Source organism: Tardiphaga sp. (assembly GCF_041424195.1).
Classification (GTDB): domain Bacteria; phylum Pseudomonadota; class Alphaproteobacteria; order Rhizobiales; family Xanthobacteraceae; genus Tardiphaga.
The window spans coordinates 150,310-167,060 of the sequence record NZ_JBGMOE010000224.1 but is presented as its reverse complement, the minus strand read 5'-3'; the positions used below and the strand labels follow the sequence as shown (position 1 = coordinate 167,060).

Genomic DNA, 16,751 nt, shown 5'->3' with positions numbered 1-16,751 from the left:
CATGCTCAAAGGAATTCTAGGGAAAACGCCCGCAAAAAGGAGAGCTTGAATGAAGCGTCGTGAGTTTTTGAAGGTTTCGACGGCAGGCGCCGCGGTGGCCGCCGTTGCCTCGCCGGCGATCGCGCAGTCCGCGCCCGAGATCAAATGGCGCCTCGCATCCAGCTTCCCGAAGTCGCTCGACACCATCTATGGCGGCGCCGAGATGATGGCGAAGCAGGTCGCCGAAATGACCGACAACAAATTCCAGATCCAGGTCTTCGCGGCCGGCGAACTGGTCCCCGGTCTGCAGGCGCTCGATGCGACCTCCAACGGCACCGTCGAAATGTGCCACACTGTGTCGTACTACTATGTCGGCAAGGATCCGACCTTCGCGATCTACGCGTCGGTGCCGTTCGGTCTGAACGCACGCCAGCAGAATTCCTGGTGGTACCAGGGCGGCGGCGAGCAGCTCGGTAACGAGTTCTTCAAGAAATTTGGCGTCATCGGTCACCCTTGCGGCAATACGGGTACGCAGATGGGCGGCTGGTTCCGCAAGGAGATCAAGACCGTTGCCGATCTCTCCGGGCTCAAGATGCGGATCGGCGGCATTGCCGGTCAGGTGCTGCAAAAGGTCGGCGTCGTGCCGCAGCAGCTTGCTGGTGGCGACATCTATCCGTCGCTCGAAAAGGGCACCATCGACGCTGCCGAGTGGGTCGGCCCCTATGACGACCAGAAGCTCGGCTTCCAGAAAGTCGCGAAGTACTACTACTATCCAGGTTTCTGGGAAGGTGGCCCGACGGTTCACGCCTTCACCAACCTCGAGAAGTTCAACGCGCTGCCGAAGAGCTATCAGGCGATCCTCGCCAATGCCTGCGCCAACGCCAACACCTGGATGGCTGCACGTTACGACATGCAGAACCCCGCTGCGCTGAAGCAGCTCGTTGCTGGCGGCACGCAGCTGCGTCCGTTCACCAACGAAGTTCTGGATGCCTGCCTCAAGGCGACCAACGAACTCTGGGCCGACATTTCGTCGAAGAATGCCGACTTCAAGAAGTCGATCGACGCGATGCAGGCCTATCGTTCGGACGAGTATCTGTGGTGGCAGGTCGCCGAATACACCTTCGACAGCTTCATGATCCGCTCGCGTACCCGCGGCTGATCCTCAGCTCGCGATTTTTGAAAGAAACCCGGCCTTCGCGAGAAGGTCGGGCTTTTTGTCGATCGACGGTCTGGGATTCGCGACGCGCCCGGCTTCTATGCCGATTGGGGATGTCGGCCTGCGCGCTGCGGAAGAACAAAGATGCAAGTCAGGATAATTGCAGCCAGAACGGCCGAAGCCAGCGGCCTGCTGATATTCAACCCACCGTTCGCAATTGGTTTGTCCAAGTAGTCGCCGATGGTGGCGCCGAGCGGACGGGTCAGGATGAAAGCTGCCCAGAACAATGCCACATGCGATAACGCGGACCAGAAGTACAGTGCGGCAACGATTGCCAGCAATGCGCCGAAGACAAGCGCTCCGCCGTCATAGCCTAGTCCGGAATCGGCGACCCAATCGCCAAGTGCGGTACCCAGCGTCTGCGAGAACGTAATTGTAGCCCAATAGAACAGCTCGATGCGCGGGCTCGTGATGGACTGCGTCGATACAGTTCCTTCTGACCGGTACCACATTGCAAGCGAAATCAAGACGCAGGCCATGAGGATCAACGTTCCGCCGGGATAACCGATTCCGAGTGAACGATCGGCGAAATCCGCGAGGGTCGTTCCCGCCGTGGTCGATGCGATGATGGTCGCCCAGTACAGCAGGGGATGAAATGTTTTCGCCCGCGTTTGAACGATCACCAGTATCGCGAGCGCCGCTATGAACGCCAACGTGCTGACTAGATAGCCGAGATTTAAGGTCATCGACAGCGTATCGCCGGCGGTCTCGCCGAACGTGGTGGCAAGGATCTTGATGATCCAGAAACCGAAGGTGATCGCGGGGACCTTGTTGGACGTGCCGTCGGATTCCATCGCGTATGACCTTTCGATGACGTCTGGCGCGGTTCAATGCGTCTGAGAGGCTGAATGCATGCGGTCGGCGATAACAACTCTCTGGCCAGACTGTTCGGCACATGCGGCCGATCCGTGACATTTGCTAGGCTGGAGGGATTATGGTGGCGACATTGCCAAGTTTTAATCTGACGGAGACATTGGGCTTTCATGACCGACTGTGCTGGTATCGCATGTTGAAATCCGTCAAAAAGGCTATGGATCGACCAGATTTCACGAAGCGACTTGCTTGATGCGTCACAAGGTACTGCGATGACTGAACAAGAAATTGCCGCTGCAGCCGAGATCCTCGCTCAGGCGCGCCAGAGCGGGATGCAGATCAACGGTTTGCCCGTCACGCCGTCTTCAGTGGCGCAGGCGCATGAGATTCAGGACCGCGTAGCTGTTTTGGTGGGCGAGCCGATCGGCGCTTTCAAGGCCGGCGCGCCGCCCGAAGGCGAACCGACACGTGGATTGATCGAGACGCGAATGATCCGTTCGAGCCCCGCGCATATGGCGGTGGCTGAAGTCCCGCATCTCGGCGTCGAGGGCGAGGTCGCCTTCCGTTTCATTCGCGATCTGCCGGCGCGCAGCGAGCCTTACACGCGCGAGGAGGTCGCGAAGGCCGTCGCGGTGCTGCCGGTCATCGAGGTCGTCTCAAGTCGCTTCCACGACCCGCTGAGTCGTCCAAAGCTCGAACAGCTCGCTGACTGCGGTATCAATGCCGGCCTGGTCACTGGACCTGAACTTGCCGACTGGTCGCATCTCGATCTGCCGAAACTGCAGATGACTTTCACCGTGAATGGCGAGACCCTCATTGAGCGTAGAGGTGGCCACCCCACCGATGATCCCATCGCGGGCGCCGTCGCTTTGGCGAACATGATGCGCGCTGGCGTGAAGGCAGGGCAGATCGTGACCACAGGCAGCTGGACCGGGCTGCCGTTCTTCAAACCGGGCGATCGTTGCACCGTTCGGTTCGAAGGGCTGGGCGAAGCCGAAGTGGTGTTCGACGGCTAGGCACGGCTTTCCCGTTACTTAGGCGGCCCAAAGTCCGGCATCGCCGGCATCTCGATCTGCGGGATCTCGATCTTCACGTTCGATGTGTCGATCGCCGTGTTGTCGATCCAGTAGGTCACGAGACCGGGCCAGTAGATCACGATGATCACCAGAATGATCTGCATGGCGACCCACGGCATGGCGCCGAGGTAGATATCGCGGCTCTTCACTTCCGGCGGCGCGATGCCGCGCAGATAGAACAGCGCGAAGCCGAATGGCGGGTGCATGAACGATGTCTGCATGTTCACGCAGAGCAGTACGCCGAACCAGACGAGGTCGATGCCGAGCTTGGCTGCAACGGGCGCCAGCAGCGGGATGATGATGAAGGCGATCTCGAAGAAATCGAGGAAGAACGCCAGAAAGAATACGAAGATATTCACGAAGACGAGGAAGCCGACCACGCCGCCGGGCAAGCCCGTCAGCAGATGTTCGATCCAGCGCGCGCCATCCATGCCCTGGAAGACGAGGCTGAAGCAGGTCGAACCGATCAGGATGAACACCACCATCGACGTCAGGCGCATGGTCGAGGTCATGGCCTGTTCGACCAGCGGCCAGGTGAGGCGGCGATGCAATGCGGCGAGAACCATCGCGCCGACCGCGCCCATGGCGCCGGCTTCGGTCGGCGTCGCGAGGCCGAGGCCGATGGTGCCGAGCACCAGGAAGATCAGCACGATCGAGGGGATCATGCCCCACAGCACGCGGCTGATGAGCTTCCAGTTCATCGGCTCGCGCGCATGTTCCGGAATCGGCGGCATCGCGTTCGGCTTCAGGATCGACAGAACCACGATGTAGAGAATGAAGATGACGACCTGGATGATCGAGGGGCCGATGGCGCCAAGATACATGTCGCCGACCGAACGGCCGAGCTGGTCGGCGAGTACGATCAGCACCAGCGACGGGGGGATGAGCTGCGTGATGGTGCCGGATGCGGCAATGACGCCGGTGGCCAGCTTCATGTCGTAGCCGTAGCGCATCATGATCGGCAGCGAGATCACGCCCATCGCGATCACCGATGCGGCGACCGTGCCGGTGATGGCGCCAAGGATCGCGCCGACGATGATCACGGCATAAGCGAGGCCGCCCGGGACCTTGCCGAACAGCTGTCCGGTGCCTTCGAGCAGGTCTTCTGCAAGCCCGCAGCGTTCGAGGATCGCGCCCATGAACGTGAAGAACGGGATCGACAGCAGCAGGTCGTTCGAGATCGTGCCGTAGAAGCGGAACGGCAGCGCCTGAAGGAAGGACGGATCGAAGTGACCGGTGAAGATGCCGAGAACACCGAAGAACAGGCCGACCGCGGCCAACGAAAATGCGACCGGGAAGCCGAACACCATGAAGATGATCATGGTGCCGAACATCAGCGGGGGGAACACGCCGTAGGAAAACATCGGTGGTCCTGACTATCGAACTGGTTCTGTCGAACGGATTGCCGCGAAAGCTGAAAAAACAAACGCCGCTATTGCAGCGGCGCTTCGTAATGGGTGTCGATCTTGACGACGCCGGCGAGCGCAGCGATGCGCTTGGCGAGTTCGGCGAGGCCCTGCAGCAGCAGCAGCCCGAAGCCGAGCGGCAGCACCAGCTTCACAGGCCAGAGGATCAGGCCGCCGGCATTGCTGGAGACCTCCTGCGAATTCCACGAATTCAGGAAGAACGGGAACGTCATGTAGGTGAGGTAGGTCATCGCCGGCAGCAGGAAGATGCAGAGACCGATGATGTCGATCCACAACCGTGCACGATCGGAGACTGCTGAATAGAGCAGATCGACGCGCACATGTTCATTGAGGCGCAGCGTCTGCGATGCGCCGAAGAACACGATGCCCGCGAACATGTACCACTGGATCTCGAGCCAGCCGTTCGACGAGTAGTTGAAGAGATAACGAATCGTGGCATTGCTGGCGCTGACGAGGCAGGCGAGCAGCACGAGCCACTTGGCGATGAAGCCAAAGACATCGCTCAGGCCGTCGATCACACGTGTGATTTTAAGTAGGTCCACCGGTTTCCCCCGTCGTCGCTCCAGCGCGTGCTCGTCTTGGCTTTCCCACTGAGAAAGCGCAGCTTTTTCCGCTGGGCGAAGTAACGCGGCGGCACCATTTCAGCGCGTCATGCAATCGTCAATCGGAAAATCGACAAATTGACGCACGGGCCAAAACGTGGGCGGGGCAGGAGAATCCTGCCGTGCGCTGGATCAGGGGAGGCTTCAGACGATCTCGCAGCGCAGCGTTATCGGCTATCCGCCGGTCACGCTCATATGCCGGCTGACGCTGGGTCGGTTGTGGCGCCGATCGATGATGAAGTCGTGGCCCTTCGGCTTCAGGCCGATGGCGCGGTCGATGGTGGCGTTGAGCAGTTCATTGCTCTCGGAGGCACGTAGAGGCTTGCGCAGGTCCGAGGCGTCTTCATGCCCCAGACAGGTATGGATCGTGCCGGTGCAGGTGATGCGGACGCGGTTGCAGGATTCGCAGAAATTGTGGGTCATCGGCGTGATGAAGCCGATCTTGCCGCCGGTCTCGCTGACGCTTACGTAGCGGGCGGGACCGCCGGTATCGTCGGGCAAATCGGTCATCGTGAACTGATTGGCGAGGCGCGCGCGTAGCAGCGACAGCGGCACATACTGGTCGATGCGGCCCTCGCCGATATCGCCCATGGGCATCACCTCGATCAGCGTCAGCGCCATATCGCGGCCGTGCGCCCATTCGACCAATGAGGGGATCTCGTCCTCATTCATGTTCTTCAACGCGACGGTATTGATCTTCACGGCAAGCCCCGCAGCCTGCGCCGCGTCGATGCCGGCCAGCACCTTGTTGAGGTCGCCCCAGCGGGTGATGGTGCGAAACTTCGCGGGGTCGAGCGTGTCCATCGAGACGTTGATACGCTTCACGCCGCAATCCGCCAGTTCAGCGGCATATTTGGCGAGCAGCGAGCCATTGGTGGTCAGCGTCAGTTCTTTCAGCGCGCCGGTCTTGAGGTGGCGCGACAGCGAACGCACGAGGCCCATCACATTACGTCGGACCAGCGGCTCGCCGCCGGTCAGCCGCAGCTTGGTGACGCCCTTGGCGATGAATGCGGAACAGAGCCGGTCGAGTTCTTCCAGCGTCAGCAGGTCAGCCTTGGGCAGGAAGGTCATGTCTTCCGACATGCAGTAGAAGCAGCGCAGATCGCAACGATCCGTCACCGAGACGCGCAGATAGCTGATCCGCCGGCCGAACGGATCGGTCATGGCGGAGGAGGCCAGAGCAGGGTTCAACTCGGATACGGTCATTCAAACGCCTTGCCGCAAATGACGTGTTTGTCGCGCGGCGTAAAACGCCGCACGATCAATCTAGTCACGTGTTGCAGCTGGCACAATCACGCCAACGTATATGTTTGGTGGATCAGCGAGGCGTCGGGAACGGCGAACCTGCCGCAGGTGCGGCCGCGACGGCCGGAGCAGCGGCAGGCGCCGCTGCGCGCTTGGCGGCCTTGCGGGCGCGGCGTGGCGGCGTCGCAGGCTGCAGTTCGGCGACGACCGGGCTCGGATCAACCGTAGTCCGTGCGGGCGAGGTGAAATCGCCGGGCACGCGGGTGATTGTCACAGGAATCGTCATCGGCTGGAATTTTGCGAGGGTAAAGGTCGCGCTGAACCCGGTTTCCGTCGCCAGAGGCAGCGAGCAGGGCGTCTTGCAGCTCGGGCCAATCGAGGTGACCACCTCTGCGCCGGGCGGCACGGAGTCAAACTGGACGGTAACCGGCTCCGGTGCCGACTTGAACGAGTCCATGGAGAACGAAGCGCAACCGGCCAGGCTCAGACCTGCTGCTGCCAAAACTATTACTCTACGCATGGTATCATCCGTCACTTTTGCGGCTAGCCGCCATCCCCACGCAACCATAAGAGCGTCGCACATATGACGCAACACGCAGGACACCTATAGTTAATTGATGGTTAATGGCGCCGCCGAAAAAACCTGAGAAGCTCAATTAAATGAACAGGCTAGGCGGCACATATGGGCATCAGACGCTCGATGGTCGCCGGCAGATCGCGGAAATGGTCGATCACGATGTCGGGCTTGAGTTCGGCAATTGGGACGTCCGTATAGCCAAATGTGACGCCGATTACCGGCACATTGGCGCGCCGTGCCACACCGACATCCGGGCCGGCATCGCCGACCATCACCACCAAAGACATCACGCCGCCAGCGCGCGCGACCGTCTGCTGCAGGATGACCGGATCGGGCTTCGAGACGCCGAATGTGTCAGCGCCGCAGACTGCCGCGAATCGGTCGGTCAGCTCCAGCTTTTCGAGCAGCAGCTTCGACAGCCATTCCAGCTTGTTGGTGCAGACCGCGAAGCGGTAGCCACGCCCTGCCATCTCGTCGAGCGCCGCGATCAGGCCCTCGAAGGGGCGGGACTCGTCGGCGATGTGTGTGGCGTAATAGTCGATGAAGTCCCTGGTCAGGCGGGTGACCTCATCCGGGGTCATTTCGCGCCCTTCCAGCTCGAGCCCGCGTTCGATCAGGCGCCGGGCGCCCTGGCCGATCATTTTCCGCGCGGATTCCAGCGGAACGGGGGCCAGCCCCTCTCGATGGAGCACGTGATTCAGCGCGCTGATGAGATCGGGGGCGGTATCGACGAGGGTGCCGTCGAGGTCGAAAACAACGAGGGGGGCAGGGGAAGCATCTGTCATGCGGGGATCGCTACCGGTCATCGACCGATCCCGCAAGGGGTGCCGGACGCGGTCCGGCATCCCCCTGGAATGCAGGCCAGCATTCCAGGGGGATGCACGTCCTTCGCCCTGTTCCTTGTCCCCAAACGTCGCTAGATATGCGGCGCATCCCGTCCGCGGGACCGTTTTGAACCGCAAGGACTGCTGCGCCGATGAATATGGACGAGCTGAAACGACAGGCTGCCGCCAAGGCGCTCGAACACGTGCGCGACGGCATGAAACTCGGGCTCGGCACGGGGTCGACAGCGAAACATTTCGTCGAACTGCTCGGTGAGCGCGTGGCGGGCGGTCTCAAGGTCATTGGCGTTCCGACGTCTGAGGCCACGCGTGCCGACGCCGAACGCTGCGGCGTGCCGCTGACCACGCTCGACGAGATCGATCGACTCGATCTCACGGTCGATGGCGCGGACGAAGTCGATCCGGCGCTCAATCTCATCAAGGGCGGCGGCGGCGCCTTGCTGCGCGAGAAGATCGTGGCGGCGGCGTCCGATCGCATGATTGTCATCGCCGACGATTCCAAATGGGTGCCGACCCTTGGTCGCTTCCCGCTGCCCGTGGAAGTGATCCCGTTCGGTCTGTCGGCCACGCGCCGCGCGATTGCCGACGTGTTCGCCAAATGCGGCCTGTCCGGCGAAATGTCCATTCGCAGCGGCAAGGACGGTCATGCTTTCGTCACCGATGGCGGCCACTGGATCATCGACGCGCGGCTCGGGACCATCACCGATGCGCCTCGCCTGGCCGGGCTGCTCGGCGCCATTCCGGGCGTGGTCGAGCACGGTCTGTTTATCGGTCTGGCAAGCACCGCGATGCTGGCCGGATCGCAGGGAATTCGCGTTTTCGAGCGTCCGTAACGGCGCAATCAGGGAGAATTGGAATGAAGAAGCTTTCGCACATGCTGCTGTCCGCTGGTCTTGCGCTCAGCGTTGCAGTGATCGCGCTGCCGGTCTCCGCGCAGCAGGCGTCTCCGGAAGGACAGGCCCGGCCGATCAAGCCGGCGTCGCCCGCCGCCATCGGCTACGCCAAGGAAATTCTGGCGATGAAGAACGCCAGCGCGATGTATGCCAATGCCGTGCCGAACATGGTTCAGCGCGTCAAGGATTCGCTGCTGCAGAGCAATCTGAACTATCAGAAGGATCTCAACGAGGTCGCGATCACCATCGCGCAGGCGATGGCCGGGCGCGACAAGGAGATCACCGAGCAGATGGCGAAGATCTATGCCAGCGACTTCACCGAGGCCGAGTTGAAGGACCTTGCAACCTTCTACAAGTCGCCGCTCGGCCAGAAACTTCTGGTGCAGGAGCCCCAGTCGATTTCTGCCAGCATGACCTATATGCAGCAGTGGGCGCAGCAGTTTTCGGAGCAGGTCAACGGCATGTTCCGCGCTGAAATGCGCAAGCGCGGCAAGGAAATCTAAGGGCGCAAGCTGAGGCCCGTCATCCCGGGTCTCAGCGCCCAGTTCGGAGCGATCATGGCTGACGTCGACGTTGATCTGTTTGTCATCGGTGGTGGGTCAGGGGGCGTACGCGCCGCCCGCATTGCCGCCGGCTACGGCGCGAAGGTCATGGTTGCCGAGGAATACCGCTTCGGCGGCACTTGCGTGATCCGCGGCTGCGTGCCGAAGAAGCTGATGGTCTATGCCTCGCACGTTCAGCGCGAGATCGACGATGCGGCCGGATTCGGCTGGACCATCCCGACGGCAACATTCGACTGGTCGACCTTCATCGCCAATAAGGACAAGGAGATCGCCCGGCTCGAGGGCATCTATCAGTCCAACGTGGAGAAGACCGGCGCGACGACCGTCAAGACCCGCGCGGTGTTCGAGGATCCGCACACGCTGCGCCTCGGTACCGGCGAAACGGTTCGCGCCAAACACATCCTGATCGCCACCGGCGGTGCGCCCAATCATGGGCCTGTGATTCCTGGCATCGAGCACGTGATCTCGTCCAACGAGGTATTTCATCTGCCCGAACTGCCGAGGCGCATCGTGATCCAGGGCGGCGGCTATATAGCGCTGGAATTTGCCTGCATCTTCGCAGGATTGGGCTCCGATGTGACGGTGATCTATCGCGGCGACAACATCCTGCGCGGCTTCGATGAAGACGTGCGGGCCCATGTCCGCAGCGAGATGGAGAAGGATGGCATCACCATCCTGACCGGCTGCACGGTGACCGGGGTCGAGAAGCACCGGCACGAATTCACGACGCATCTGTCCAGCGGCGCAAGCATCGCGTCCGATCAGGTATTGTTCGCGATCGGGCGCAATCCGAACACCGCCAATCTCGGCCTGGAGAAGGCTGGCGTTGCGCTCAAGCCAGCCCATGGCGGTATCATCGTCAACGAGTTCTCGCAGACCAATGTGCCGCATATCTATGCAGTCGGTGACGTCACCAACCGGATCAACCTGACGCCGGTGGCGATCCGCGAAGGCCATGCCTTTGCCGATACGGTGTTCGGCAAGAAGACCGTGAAGGTCGATCACAGCAATATCCCTACCGCCGTGTTCACCCAGCCGGAAGTCGGCACTGTCGGCATGAGCGAACAAGAGGCGCGCGCCACCTTCAGCCATGTCGATATCTACAAGACCAATTTCAGGTCGATCAAATCGACGATCTCGGGCAGCGAAAGCCGCGTGCTGATGAAGCTGGTTGTCGATGGCGCGACGGATATTGTCGTCGGCTGCCATATTGTCGGACCGGAAGCGGCCGAGCTCATCCAGGTGCTGGGCATCTGCGTGAAGCTGAAGGCGACCAAGGCCGATTTCGACGCCACGGTGGCGGTGCATCCGAGCGCCGCCGAGGAGCTCGTGACGATGCGCACACCGACCGCGCGCTACGTGCGCGAAGCCGCGGAATAGTTTGACCAGGGCGTCGTCGTTGCGATCGTGGGATGGGTAGAGCGTCTTCGCGAAACCCATCGCTTTCACCGAACAGATTGATGGATTTCGCTGCGCTCTACCCATCCTACGAACTGCGCTATTTCTCCATCTGAATCCATTCGGCCGCGCCACGCCACAATGTGTCGCGGTGTTCCGGCCGGAAGAATCCGAAATGCCCGATCTTCTTCGAGCCGGCCTCGATGGGGCGGATACTGTCGATCTCGGGCTTGATCGAGGTGAAGCCGGCACAGAGCATTTCCACGGCGGCGCGTGTTGCCCATGGATCGTCCGAGAAGCTCAATGCCCTCATCTCGCCGCGGTAGCGCGGAAAATTCACCAGCGCCCTGAGCTTGCGGTCGTCGAAGAAGTAGTGATCGCTGGTCACCCAGCCCGCCCATTCCAGAAATACGTCTTTCGGCAGATCATAGCCGAGGCCTATCCTGCCGGGCGCATAGCCGATGAAGCGCGCCAGAGGCGCGCCGACGAATTTCATCAGCGCATAGATGCGATAGCCCTCGGGCGGCGTCATCAGCCGCCAGGTGCCTGCCTGCGCGGCGATGAGCAGGGCGCGCGAGACTTCCGAATTGTTGGGGATCAGGCCGAGCGCCTGACCGCCGAAAGAATGACCGACAAAGGCGAGCGGCATCGCCTTGTAGCGCTCGCGCATCCAGTTCACCGCGGCGGTGACGTCGCGCGCGGCCCAATCGGTCATGGACGCCTTGAAGCCCACCAGCGCGTTCGACCGGCCGGACAGGGGACGGACCTTGGGCCGCGAATCTCCGGTGCCGCGATAGTCGTAGGTCAGCACCGCGCAGCCGCGGCTGGCGAGATAGCTGGCGAAGCCCCGGTAGATTTTCCGTGGGGCGGCAGTGGCGGAATTGATCAGAACGGCGTGGGTGCGGGCGCCACGGGGCAGGTATAGCGTTGCGCCCAGCGAATAGCCGTCGGTCGCCTGGAACGTGATGTCATCGGCAAATGCGTCGTCCAGTGCAGCCTCCGGCACCGCAGTTTCTCCCGTGGTGTCCCATATGTTCCTTACCCGAGCCTAGCAAATGCGAATTCGGCTTTGGCTGCAAGGGCTTGGGGCGCAATGTGGATTTCGAACTGGCGATCCCCATCTGTGCTGTGTATAACGCGGCCTCCGCAGCCATAAAGCGCGGTTTTCAGGAGTGATTTTCATGTCCGAGCGGTGGACGCCCGATAGCTGGCGCGGCAAGCCCGTGCTGCAAATGCCGGAATACCCGGATCAGAAGGCCCTTGGCGATGTCGAGGCGCAGCTTGCTACCTTTCCGCCGCTGGTTTTTGCAGGTGAAGCCCGCAATCTGAAGAAGCAACTCGCCCGCGTGGCGGCTGGCGAAGCTTTCCTGTTGCAGGGCGGCGATTGCGCCGAGAGCTTTGCCGAGCACGGCGCCAACAATATTCGCGATTTCTTCCGCGCCTTCCTGCAGATGTCGGTGGTGCTGACCTATGCCGGCGCGCTGCCCGTGGTGAAGATCGGCCGTATCGCCGGTCAGTTCGCCAAGCCGCGTTCTTCGCCGATGGAGAAGCTCAACGGCGTCGAACTGCCGAGCTATCGCGGCGACATCATCAATGACATCGCCTTCACGGCGGAATCGCGCGTGCCTGATCCGCAGCGCCAGCTGATGGCCTATCGCCAGTCGGCGGCGACGCTGAACCTGCTGCGCGCTTTCGCGACCGGCGGCTTCGCCAATCTCGGCAGCGTGCATCAGTGGATGCTCGGCTTCCTGAAGGATTCGCAGCAGTCGCGCCGTTACAAGGAGCTGGCCGATCGCATCTCGGACGCGTTGAACTTCATGCGCGCCTGCGGCCTCAATCTGGAAAGCCACCCGGAACTGCGCTCGACAGATTTCTACACCAGCCATGAGGCGCTGTTGCTCGGCTACGAGCAGGCCTTCACGCGCGTCGATTCCACGACCGGCGACTGGTACGCGACCTCAGGCCACATGATCTGGATCGGCGACCGCACGCGGCAGCTCGATCACGCCCATGTGGAATACTTCCGCGGCATCAAGAATCCGATCGGCCTGAAGTGCGGCCCGTCGCTGAAACCGGATGAACTGATCAAGCTGATCGACGTGCTCAATCCCGACAACGAGCCCGGCCGGCTGACGCTGATCAACCGCTTCGGTGCCGACAAGGTCGGGGACCATCTGCCGGCTCTGATCCGCGCGGTGAAGAAGGAAGGGCGCTCGGTCGTGTGGTCGTGCGATCCCATGCACGGCAATACCATCACGTCGAACTCGGGCTACAAGACCCGTCCGTTCGACCGCATCCTGTCCGAGGTCAAGTCGTTCTTCCAGGTTCATGCCGCCGAAGGCACTCATGCCGGTGGCGTGCATCTGGAGATGACCGGCCAGAACGTGACGGAATGCACCGGTGGCGCGCGCGCCATTTCGGACGAGGACCTCAATGACCGTTACCACACGGTCTGCGATCCCCGCCTGAATGCCGAGCAGTCCATCGACATGGCGTTCCTGATCGCCGAATTGCTGAAGACGTCACGCGTCGACAGGGCGGAGCCGCTGCCGGTGGCATCGGGTCTCTAGGCTTGTCGCGCCTCTGGCGGGCCTGCATCAACACCTGGAATGGCCTGACCTTCGCGACGCGATCGGAGCAGGCCATTCGCGAGGAGCTGTTTGCACTGCTCCTCGCGGTGCCGCTGTCATTCGTCATCGGCACCACTGCCGCGCGCCGGCTCGAGTTGGTGGCGGTGGTGCTGTTGCTGCTCACCGTCGAACTCCTCAACACCGCGATCGAGAAGCTTGCCGACCGGCTCACCACCGACCACGATCCGCAAATCGGGCGTGTGAAGGACATGGGCTCGGCGGCCGTCGGCGTGGCACTGGTGATCGCTGGCATGACCTGGCTGTTCGCGCTCGGTGAGCGCATAGGGCTCCTTTAAACACGCAGTTGCGAAGGGTGGGCCGGTAGGCTTGGATGTTTCCATGACAGAATCTGCCCGCTTCACCATCACGCTTGCTCAGCTCAATCCCATAGTCGGCGACATCGCCGGCAATGCCGCAAAGGCGCGTGCCGCAAGGACACAGGCCAAAGCCGACGGCGCGACGCTGATCGTGTTTCCTGAATTGTTCATCGCCGGTTATCCGCCGGAAGATCTGGTGCTGAAGCCGGCCTTCCAGGCGGCCTGCCGGGCGGCCATCGAAGAGCTTGCGCGCGAGACCGCGGATAGCGGTCCGGCTATGCTGATCGGTTCGCCCTGGGTCGATGGCGACAAGCTCTACAATGCCTGTGCGTTGCTCGACGATGGCCGCATCAGTGCCATCCGCTTCAAGGTCAACCTGCCGAATTACGGCGTGTTCGACGAGAAGCGCGTCTTCGCGCGCGGTCCGGTGTCGGGCCCGATCACCATCCGCGGTCTGCGCGTCGGCGTGCCGATCTGCGAAGACACCTGGATGGAGGAATCCGCCGACTACGAGAACGTGGTCGAGTGTCTTGCGGAGACCGGCGCCGAAATCCTGATCGTGCCGAACGGCTCGCCTTACGCCCGCAACAAGAACGATCTGCGTTTGTCGGTGCAGGTCGCCCGCGTGACCGAGAGCGGGTTGCCGCTGGTCTATCTCAATCAGGTCGGCGGTCAGGACGAACTCGTGTTCGACGGTTCGTCCTTCGTGCTCAACGCGGACCATTCGCTCGGCGCGCAATTGCCGGCCTTTGCTGAGAGCATCACCACGCTGACCTTCGAAAAGAGCGACGGTCATTGGCGCTGCAATGGACCGATTGCGCCGGTGCCGGAAGGCGACGAGGGCGATTATGCCGCCTGCGTGCTCGGCCTGCGCGACTACGTCAACAAGAACGGCTTCCCCGGCGTGCTCATGGGCATCTCCGGTGGCATCGACTCGGCGCTGTGCGCGGCTATCGCCGTCGACGCGCTCGGTGCCGATCGCGTGCGCGGCGTGATGCTGCCGTTCCGCTACACCGCGCAGGTGTCGCTCGACGATGCTGACAAGCTCGCGAAGGCGCTCGGCTTCCGCTACGAGATCCTGCCCATTGCGGACGCCGTCAACGGCTTCGAAAAAATCCTTGCTGACACCTTCAAGGGCCTCGAGCGCGACATCACCGAAGAGAATTTGCAGGCGCGCACCCGCGGCACGCTGTTGATGGCGATATCCAACAAGACCGGCGCCATGGTCGTGACCACCGGCAACAAGTCGGAAATGTCGGTCGGCTATGCCACACTCTATGGCGACATGAATGGCGGCTTCAACCCGATCAAGGATCTCTACAAGACCCAGGTGTTCCGCATCTCGACGCTGCGCAATTCATGGAAGCCGGACATCGCGATGGGCCCCGATGGCGAGGTGATTCCGAACAACATCATCGTGCGCCCGCCGACGGCTGAACTGCGCGAGAACCAGACCGATCAGGACTCACTACCCCCATACGATATTCTCGATGGCATTCTCGAACGTCTCGTCGAGCGCGAGGATCCGCTGTCGGAGATCGTCGCGGCCGGCTACGAGAAGGACGTCGTGACGCGGATCGATCGGCTGCTCAACATCGCCGAATACAAGCGCCGGCAGGCTGCGCCGGGCGTGAAAGTGACGCGGAAGAATTTTGGTCGGGATCGCCGCTATCCGATCACCAACAAGTTTCGCGACCTGGCCAATCCGTTGCCGAAGCCGGACGAAGGTCTTGTGACGCGCGCCGGCAAGGGCTCCGCGGAAGCGTTCGACGGGTAGGACGTGCGCCGCCTAGCGCGGCGCGTTGTTCGGCAGGAATTGCGGACCGACTGTGCGGATTTGACCCGGTGTGGACGGCGTCGCCGGTTGCGCAGGAGCTGCCGTTGCGGCAGGGGCATCGGTCGTCGCGCCCTTCTTCAAGGCGGCGGGTGTGCCCTTGGCCTGCGGTTGCGACATCCGTTTGGCACGTTCCTCGGTGACGATGATGTCGCCATTCTCCGCGGCCGATTTGTCGTCGACATTCTTCAGCGCCTCCGACCAGGTCTGGCCCTGCGCCTTGCAGGAGCACGACGGGTTGAACTCGGTGCGATACTTGAACGCATTCGGTGACGACGAGTAAGGCTGGCCCGAGATCGAGACGGCAGAGTTCATGTCTTCGCCGGGATTGCGATAGGTGAACAGGTTGGCGTCGGAGGCCGGGCAGAGATTCTTGCAGGTCCGCTCGTCATCGCCGAAGCGCGCCGGGATCGTCGCGAACGAAATCGGGAAATAGAAGCCGTCGCAGGTGCGTACGCAGACGGTGCGATAGGTGCCCGATGGCACGGGCGTCATATTTCCGTCCAGCGGCGGCGCGCCGGGGCTCGGCTCGTTATTGCCGAACAGGTTGCTCAGGAAACCGCCGGGACCGGAATTCTGCGGCGCCGCGCGCTGCGCAGCAGCGGCGTATTGCGGGCCACAATTGTTCTGGGCGAGGGCCAGCAGCACTGAGCGGCGCTGGGTATCGCGATCCGAACTGCCGGGCGTGCCGACGCGCAGGCGTTCGAGGCTTGTGGTGATCTGATCCAGATTGCCGCGCATCTGCTGGATCTGGGTGTTGACCGGGCCGCACTGTGCCGACTGCCCGTTGAACAGCGAGAAGAAGCCGGAACTGTCACAACCCATCCGCTTGGCCTGCGCCGAGACGCGATCGAGCTCGCTTTGCTGCTTGGACGCGGCCTCCTCATAGCGGCGGAGCTGTTCGGCGCGCGCAGGATCGAGGCCATTGCCGCGATCGATGGTCGAAAGCTGCGCTTCCAGGCGCCCGCACATCGGATTTGCAGAACCCTGCTGCTGCGCCTGACCCGGCGGATAGACCTGCTGCGCGGGATAGCTGGGAGGCCCATTCTGCGCCGATGCAGGAGTGCCCAGCGACAGCGCACCAATCAGTGCGGCACCAACGAAAACCCAGCGAGAGAGGGAAGCAGTCACAGTGTCAGACATATCCGGCCAATGCGCGAGTCAGAAGCGAGCGAGACAGAAACAAGCGAGGTGGATGCGCGCTTCGATGCCGCGGCCAGCCTCTCGCCGACGTTGCCAGACGCGCGCGATGAAAATGCGGCGGCGAACGCGGCTTTCCATAGCCGCTTCTCGCGGCAGGGTCACGTCGTTTCCGGGGCCTCACTGTGGCCGCAGGCGC

At 62.1% G+C, this 16,751-nt stretch carries 16 protein-coding genes; 8 read left to right on the top strand and 8 right to left on the bottom strand.

Annotation, left to right across the window (positions count from 1 at the left end; genetic code table 11):
- The first annotated feature begins 49 nt into the window (after positions 1 to 49).
- Positions 50 to 1,138, top strand: a complete 1,089-nt coding sequence (locus ACEK02_RS31270) for a TRAP transporter substrate-binding protein (RefSeq protein ID WP_371425460.1) — start codon at positions 50 to 52, stop codon at positions 1,136 to 1,138.
- A gap of 95 nt (positions 1,139 to 1,233) precedes the next feature.
- Here the strand turns inward: ACEK02_RS31270 and ACEK02_RS31265 are convergent, their stop codons facing one another.
- Positions 1,234 to 1,989 carry a hypothetical protein gene (locus tag ACEK02_RS31265; protein WP_371425458.1) on the bottom strand — a complete coding sequence of 252 codons (756 nt, stop codon included), beginning with the start codon at positions 1,987 to 1,989 and terminating at the stop codon, positions 1,234 to 1,236.
- 291 nt (positions 1,990 to 2,280) lie between these two features.
- Between ACEK02_RS31265 and ACEK02_RS31260 the strand changes: the two genes are divergently transcribed.
- Entirely contained in the window at positions 2,281 to 3,024 is a 744-nt protein-coding gene (locus ACEK02_RS31260) for a 2-keto-4-pentenoate hydratase (RefSeq protein WP_371425456.1), read from the top strand.
- Between the two features lie 14 nt (positions 3,025 to 3,038).
- Here ACEK02_RS31260 and ACEK02_RS31255 read toward each other — a convergent pair whose 3' ends face one another.
- The 5 genes from ACEK02_RS31255 to ACEK02_RS31235 form a co-directional block, all read right to left on the bottom strand.
- Positions 3,039 to 4,448, bottom strand: a complete 1,410-nt coding sequence (locus ACEK02_RS31255) for a TRAP transporter large permease subunit (RefSeq protein ID WP_371425454.1) — start codon at positions 4,446 to 4,448, stop codon at positions 3,039 to 3,041.
- Between the two features lie 68 nt (positions 4,449 to 4,516).
- Positions 4,517 to 5,053: a TRAP transporter small permease subunit gene (locus ACEK02_RS31250; protein WP_371425452.1), complete on the bottom strand. Its 537-nt coding sequence runs from the start codon at positions 5,051 to 5,053 to the stop codon at positions 4,517 to 4,519.
- Positions 5,054 to 5,287: 234 nt separating this feature from the next.
- Positions 5,288 to 6,319 carry a GTP 3',8-cyclase MoaA gene (gene moaA / locus ACEK02_RS31245; protein ID WP_371425450.1) on the bottom strand — a complete coding sequence of 344 codons (1,032 nt, stop codon included), beginning with the start codon at positions 6,317 to 6,319 and terminating at the stop codon, positions 5,288 to 5,290.
- 112 nt (positions 6,320 to 6,431) lie between these two features.
- Positions 6,432 to 6,878, bottom strand: coding sequence for a hypothetical protein (locus tag ACEK02_RS31240; RefSeq protein ID WP_371425448.1), 447 nt, complete (start codon positions 6,876 to 6,878; stop codon positions 6,432 to 6,434).
- 149 nt (positions 6,879 to 7,027) lie between these two features.
- Positions 7,028 to 7,720 carry an HAD-IA family hydrolase gene (locus ACEK02_RS31235; protein WP_371425446.1) on the bottom strand — a complete coding sequence of 231 codons (693 nt, stop codon included), beginning with the start codon at positions 7,718 to 7,720 and terminating at the stop codon, positions 7,028 to 7,030.
- A gap of 191 nt (positions 7,721 to 7,911) precedes the next feature.
- Between ACEK02_RS31235 and rpiA the strand changes: the two genes are divergently transcribed.
- From rpiA to gor, 3 genes are read left to right on the top strand one after another with little or no spacing between them, the layout of a single operon-like run.
- Complete coding sequence (gene rpiA / locus ACEK02_RS31230; RefSeq protein ID WP_371425444.1) at positions 7,912 to 8,610, top strand: ribose-5-phosphate isomerase RpiA; 699 nt, start codon at positions 7,912 to 7,914, stop codon at positions 8,608 to 8,610.
- Positions 8,611 to 8,633: 23 nt separating this feature from the next.
- The gene (locus ACEK02_RS31225; RefSeq protein ID WP_371425442.1) at positions 8,634 to 9,173 is read left to right on the top strand and encodes a DUF2059 domain-containing protein; all 540 of its coding nucleotides are present in this window, start codon (positions 8,634 to 8,636) and stop codon (positions 9,171 to 9,173) included.
- A gap of 54 nt (positions 9,174 to 9,227) precedes the next feature.
- Positions 9,228 to 10,613 carry a glutathione-disulfide reductase gene (gor, locus tag ACEK02_RS31220; RefSeq protein WP_371425439.1) on the top strand — a complete coding sequence of 462 codons (1,386 nt, stop codon included), beginning with the start codon at positions 9,228 to 9,230 and terminating at the stop codon, positions 10,611 to 10,613.
- Positions 10,614 to 10,731: 118 nt separating this feature from the next.
- On the opposite strand, the gene ACEK02_RS31215 is transcribed toward gor, so the two are convergent.
- Positions 10,732 to 11,637 carry an alpha/beta fold hydrolase gene (locus ACEK02_RS31215; protein ID WP_371425437.1) on the bottom strand — a complete coding sequence of 302 codons (906 nt, stop codon included), beginning with the start codon at positions 11,635 to 11,637 and terminating at the stop codon, positions 10,732 to 10,734.
- A 175-nt stretch (positions 11,638 to 11,812) separates the two neighbouring features.
- Between ACEK02_RS31215 and ACEK02_RS31210 the strand changes: the two genes are divergently transcribed.
- The 3 genes from ACEK02_RS31210 to ACEK02_RS31200 are packed head-to-tail and all read left to right on the top strand — an operon-like array spanning position 11,813 to position 15,355.
- A complete protein-coding gene (locus ACEK02_RS31210) occupies positions 11,813 to 13,201 on the top strand; it encodes a class II 3-deoxy-7-phosphoheptulonate synthase (protein ID WP_371425435.1) in 1,389 nt (462 codons plus the stop codon).
- 2 nt (positions 13,202 to 13,203) lie between these two features.
- Positions 13,204 to 13,557, top strand: a complete 354-nt coding sequence (locus ACEK02_RS31205; protein WP_371425433.1) for a diacylglycerol kinase — start codon at positions 13,204 to 13,206, stop codon at positions 13,555 to 13,557.
- A gap of 43 nt (positions 13,558 to 13,600) precedes the next feature.
- A complete protein-coding gene (locus ACEK02_RS31200; RefSeq protein ID WP_371425431.1) occupies positions 13,601 to 15,355 on the top strand; it encodes an NAD+ synthase in 1,755 nt (584 codons plus the stop codon).
- 12 nt (positions 15,356 to 15,367) lie between these two features.
- Here ACEK02_RS31200 and ACEK02_RS31195 read toward each other — a convergent pair whose 3' ends face one another.
- Entirely contained in the window at positions 15,368 to 16,555 is a 1,188-nt protein-coding gene (locus ACEK02_RS31195) for a DUF2865 domain-containing protein (RefSeq protein ID WP_371425429.1), read from the bottom strand.
- Positions 16,556 to 16,751: the final 196 nt, after the last annotated feature.